Genomic DNA, 4789 nt, shown 5'->3' on the forward strand with positions numbered 1-4789 from the left:
AAAGTATTGATCCAACATAAAGGAACGAAGTCTCATATGCGCTATCACACATCCAATGCTCGTACAAAGGACGGTTTGCGTCCAGGTGCTGTATTCTTCGATGAAATTCACGAGTATGAAGATTACGCAGCGATTAAAGTATTTCGTTCCGCATTAGGTAAGGTGAAAGATGGAAGAACATTCTTTTTAACAACAGATGGCTATGTACGCGGGGGCGTATTAGACGATTTAAAAGAAAAGAGTCGCCTTATTCTGACTGGTGAAGTGACAAAGAGTAAGTTGTTCCCCTTTATTTGTAAGCTTGATACAGACGAGGAAGTGGAAGACCTGAAGAATTGGGAAAAAGCGAATCCATCTATCCGTCATAATGAAGAACTGTTCGAAACGATGCGGGAAGAATGGAACGATTGTCAAACCTCTATCCCTATGCATACAGAGTTTATGACGAAGCGCATGAACATCCCAAGGGCGCTGTCTCAGCATAAAATTGCAACGTACGAAGATATCCTAGCAACAGATCAACCTCTACCCGAAAATCTACACCACTACGAATGTGTCGGAGGCGTTGATTATGCAGAATTACGAGACTTCTGTTCCGTAGGACTGTTATTTAAATGTGGCGGGAAACGATATTGGATCCATCATACCTTCATCTGGCATGGTGCACTCAAAATGCAAGATATTAATCCAGATATCATTGATATCGGAGTGGAAAAAGGATTATTTACGATTGTGTATGATAAAGAAATCAAACCAGAGCGAGTTGTGAATTGGTTTCTTGAAAAAGCAGCAGAATATGATATCAAATCCATTGCGATTGATAAGTTTCGTTCCGTTATTTTAAAACCATTACTAGAACAAGCTGGATTTCATGATCGTGTTCAGATTGTGAGGCGTGGACAGTACGTGCATGCCATGCTGGATCCCTTGATTCAGCACTTATTTATTAACCATATGATTGTGTTTCATGATGACCCTGTTATGCGTTGGTATTGCCGGAATATTTATATCGATGAGTTAGGGAATGGCTCAAAAGAATATAAAAAGATAGATGCTGTCAAACGAAAAACGGACGGCTTTTTTGCGTTCACACATGCTTTAAACTTTGATGGTGAATTAGAAGAGTATCCAGCGGATATGAAAGGGATGAGTGTGTGGACATATTAAGGGGGCGAAAGTGTTGGGATTGTGGAATGTCATTGGCCATTTTTTTCAGAAAGATGGCGAAACAGTAGATGTGGAGGTATCTAACAGGCGGTTACGAGTGGAGACAGCCTATAAACGATTATATGTCGATTCGGCAATTGATTTGATTGCACGTAGTTTGGTGGGGTGTGAGTTTCAAACGTATCGAGATGGTAAGACCATAAAAAGTTTCAATTATTATCAGCTGAATGTTTCACCAAATAAGAATGAAAGTGCGTTCGAGTTTTGGCACAAGGTCGTTTCCAATCTTGTGTACCATAACGAGGCGCTTATTTTATTTCATCAGGGTGGGTTATGGGTAGCCGATTCTTTTTTTCGAGACACTTCGCAAGGATACCGGGACTATACGTATAAAAATGTGGTGATAAACACAGAAATGGTTTCCAAAACGTACAGGGAACAAGAAGTTTTATACTTGAAGTTTTCGACCACATCCATCAATGAAGTCATCAACAATTTATATCAGTCCTATGGAGAGTTATTATCGAAAGCCATCCTGAATTATAAAGCAAATGGGCAGAAACGGTATGTATTCAAAGGCCGATTTATGAACGCGATTACGGATAAGCAAAGTAAAGATGCATCGGAACTTTTTGAAAAACAAATGGATGATTTTATGAATCCAGAAAAGATGGGTGCTGTATTATTTCAACCCGAAAATGTTCAAATGGAAGATAAAAGTCCAGAATCGAAGGTAATGGATACAAGGGATATCAAAGCAATCGCGACAGATATGCTGGAATTCGTGGCGACAGCCTTCCATATTCCGCCGGCTATTCTAAGTGGCACTAGCGATGGAGGTACTGTTTCTTCGGCTAGCAACCCAACGGGTGACCTAGATAATTTCATCTTGTTTGGACTCAGACCATTGGGCGAATTGATTGTGACAGAGTACAACAGAAAAATGTTTGCACGTGAACAGTATCTCTCCAAAACGTATATCAAATTTAATATGGATACCTTCAAGTTAGTGGATATCAACAAGTTGGCAACAGCGGTAGATAAAATGTTCGCGGTTGGTGGATTAACGATTAATGATGTCCTCATTCGATTGGGACAAGAACCGCTAGAGGAAGAATGGGCAAACCAGCGTTATGTGACGAAAAACTATGAACGCGCAGACATAGCTTCGAAGGGTGGTGAAAGAAATGAAGATGGAGAACATACAGCCAAAGTTTCTCATGATGACGGACAAGCAGAATGAAGGAAAAGTCGTTCTGTATCTGCATAGCGTTGTTGGTAGTGGGTGGTTCGGAGACATTTCATGTGAAGGTGTGAGAAACGAACTGGACGGTGTGAATGCAAAAGAAATTGAGGTTCATATCCATTCAAATGGCGGAGATGCCTTTGAGGGGGTAGCTATTTGTAATTATTTACGCAACCATCCAGCGAAAATAACAGCAATTGTAGATGGTATGTGTGCAAGTGCAGCGTCCGTGATTGCGATGGGGGCGGATAAGGTGATTATGCCCAGTAATACAGTGATGATGGTGCACCGCGCTGCAACGATGGCTTTTGGTAACGCAGTTACCTTACGCAAACGTGCTGATATTTTAAAAGATGTGGATGAATCATTGATTGAGTCGTATACATCACGATTTAAAGGTGAACATTTCGAGCTCGAATCATTACTTGATCATGAAACTTATATGAGTGCAAGTAAAGCGAAATCTTACGGTTTTTGCGATGAAGTAACCGCTCCAGTGAAAAACGCATCTGAAGAAACAAATGAGTCTGACGAAAAAGAAAATGAGGAATCAGATTCCAAAACAGAGGACGGTTCAGATGATGATAACCCCGAGGGAATTGAAAAAGATGATAAAAAACAAGTTAAAAATGCAGAACGAGCGATGCGTTTTATCAACGCTTTAATGGAATCAACAAAACTGTAAATCAAGGGAGAGAAAAATCATATGACATTACAAGATTTAGAAACGCAAGTATTAAATAAACAAAAATTAGGTCAAGTTTTGATGAATGGATCGCAAGAAGAGATTGATACCGCTATGGTGGAGTTTGCAGCTGGGATTGAAGCGCAGGTTCTTGAAATGGCAACAAATAAGCAATCTGATCAGGCAGTGCTGGCAGCACGCGGTGGCCATGCCTTAACAAATGAGGAAACGACATTCTTTAACAAAGTCATTGACGCAAAAGGATTTGATGGTGTGGAAGCATTAGTGCCAGCCACACTCATTGAACGTGTATTTGAAGATTTAACATATAAACATGAACTGTTGAACGAAATTTCATTTGTAAATGTGAATGGTCTTACAACTTGGACTGTTAAAAAGGGAGAACTTCAAACAGCGTTCTGGGGTAAGTTATCCGCAGCTCATAAAGAAATGCTGGATGAAGGTTTTGAACAAATTCCAGTCAATCAACTGAAATTATCCGCGTATCTATTAGTTAGCAAGGCGATGTTAGATTTGGGACCGAGTTGGTTAGATCGTTATGTACGAACTGTATTAGTAGAATCCATTGCGATTGCGCTGGAAGCGGCAATTGTTGCGGGAACTGGAAAAGACCAACCAATCGGTATGATAAAAGACCTTGATAATGTGAAAAACGGGGAGCATGCAGATAAAAAGAAAGTGGTTCTTTCTGATTTTACACCAAAAACGTTAGGAAAAGAAGTCATGAAACCGTTGTGTAAGAACGGAAAGCGTAATCCACAAAACGTATTATTAATCGTCAATCCATTAGATTATTGGGAGCATGTGTTTCCTTCTACAACATTCCTAAACGCGCAGGGCGTGTATGTATACAACGTTCTCCCGATTCCAGGAAAAATCATTCAAAGTGCGGCTGTTCCAGTGGGTTCTATGGTTGCCGGCATCGCATCTGATTACTTTATGGGGTTAAGCGGGGCACAAAAGATTCAATCGTATGACCAAACACGTGCGATTGAGGATGAACAGCTCTATATCGCCCATATGTACGCAAATGGACGTGCGAAAGAAAACGAATCGTTTCTTGTATATGACATCTCCAAAATGGAACAACCGCCAGCTGAAACACCGAAGGTTCCAGAACAGAAAAGTAAATAGATGAGGAGTGGAGCCTCATGGAGAATCAACCAAAAATGGTGGCAACGAAAGAGTTGTCGCCTTTTTTGCTGAAAGAAATCAAACATGCGTTAGCGATTACGTGGGATGAGGAAAATCGAGAAATTAACAGGCTCGCAGAGCGATCGGTTTACGCTATCAACGATGTAGTAGGAACAGAAGTAGATATAGAGACAAATTTGTCAGCACGGGAAATGGTCATCCAAAGAGTCCGTTATGATTACAACAACGCATTGGATGAATTTGAGATAAATTATAAGCGGCAATTGTCACGTCTTATTTTGCAGGTAGCGATTGCAGAAAGGAAGAAGGCTGAAAATGGCACTGAAACCGTACCGGAAGACGTACAATGATGGGATTTTAACCGTACAGGAAATGAAAACGATTCGGAATGCAAATAAAAAGGTGATTGGTCGTGAGCTGGTAGATATCATGCAGCTTCGTTTTTCTGAATGGTCGTTTCGTGAAACAGATATCACCTTGTGTAAGGGCCTTGGAAAGAAACTAGACATCAAAGT

At 40.6% G+C, this 4789-nt stretch carries 5 protein-coding genes and 1 pseudogene; all 6 read left to right on the top strand.

Features of this window, described 5'->3' with window-relative positions; all coding sequences use genetic code 11:
• Positions 1 to 1167: terminase TerL endonuclease subunit (locus ATL10_RS30195; RefSeq protein ID WP_110498290.1), on the top strand; the 1167-nt coding region annotated here is incomplete at its 5' end.
• Between the two features lie 13 nt (positions 1168 to 1180).
• Positions 1181 to 2410, top strand: coding sequence for a phage portal protein (locus ATL10_RS30200; RefSeq protein ID WP_258375844.1), 1230 nt, complete (start codon positions 1181 to 1183; stop codon positions 2408 to 2410).
• Positions 2355 to 3098, top strand: a complete 744-nt coding sequence (locus ATL10_RS30205; RefSeq protein ID WP_110498294.1) for a head maturation protease, ClpP-related — start codon at positions 2355 to 2357, stop codon at positions 3096 to 3098. The genes ATL10_RS30200 and ATL10_RS30205 overlap by 56 nt, the downstream gene beginning before the upstream one ends.
• Positions 3099 to 3119: 21 nt before the next feature.
• A complete protein-coding gene (locus ATL10_RS30210) occupies positions 3120 to 4253 on the top strand; it encodes a phage major capsid protein (protein ID WP_110498296.1) in 1134 nt (377 codons plus the stop codon).
• Between the two features lie 65 nt (positions 4254 to 4318).
• A complete protein-coding gene (locus ATL10_RS30215) occupies positions 4319 to 4624 on the top strand; it encodes a hypothetical protein (protein ID WP_258375845.1) in 306 nt (101 codons plus the stop codon).
• Positions 4590 to 4789 (top strand): annotated as a pseudogene (locus ATL10_RS31005) (phage head-tail adapter protein); the annotation flags it as partial. The gene ATL10_RS30215 and the pseudogene ATL10_RS31005, both read left to right, overlap by 35 nt.

The sequence above is a fragment of the Bacillus sp. 196mf genome (assembly GCF_003217275.1).
Taxonomy (GTDB): domain Bacteria; phylum Bacillota; class Bacilli; order Bacillales; family Bacillaceae_G; genus Bacillus_A; species Bacillus_A thuringiensis_S.

Bases quoted from the DNA above. Each gene is read 5' to 3' on its own strand.
- ATL10_RS30205 (WP_110498294.1), top strand. From the start codon at position 2,355: ATGAAGATGGAGAACATACAGCCAAAGTTTCTCATGATGACGGACAAG.
- ATL10_RS30210 (WP_110498296.1), top strand. From the start codon at position 3,120: ATGACATTACAAGATTTAGAAACGCAAGTATTAAATAAACAAAAATTA.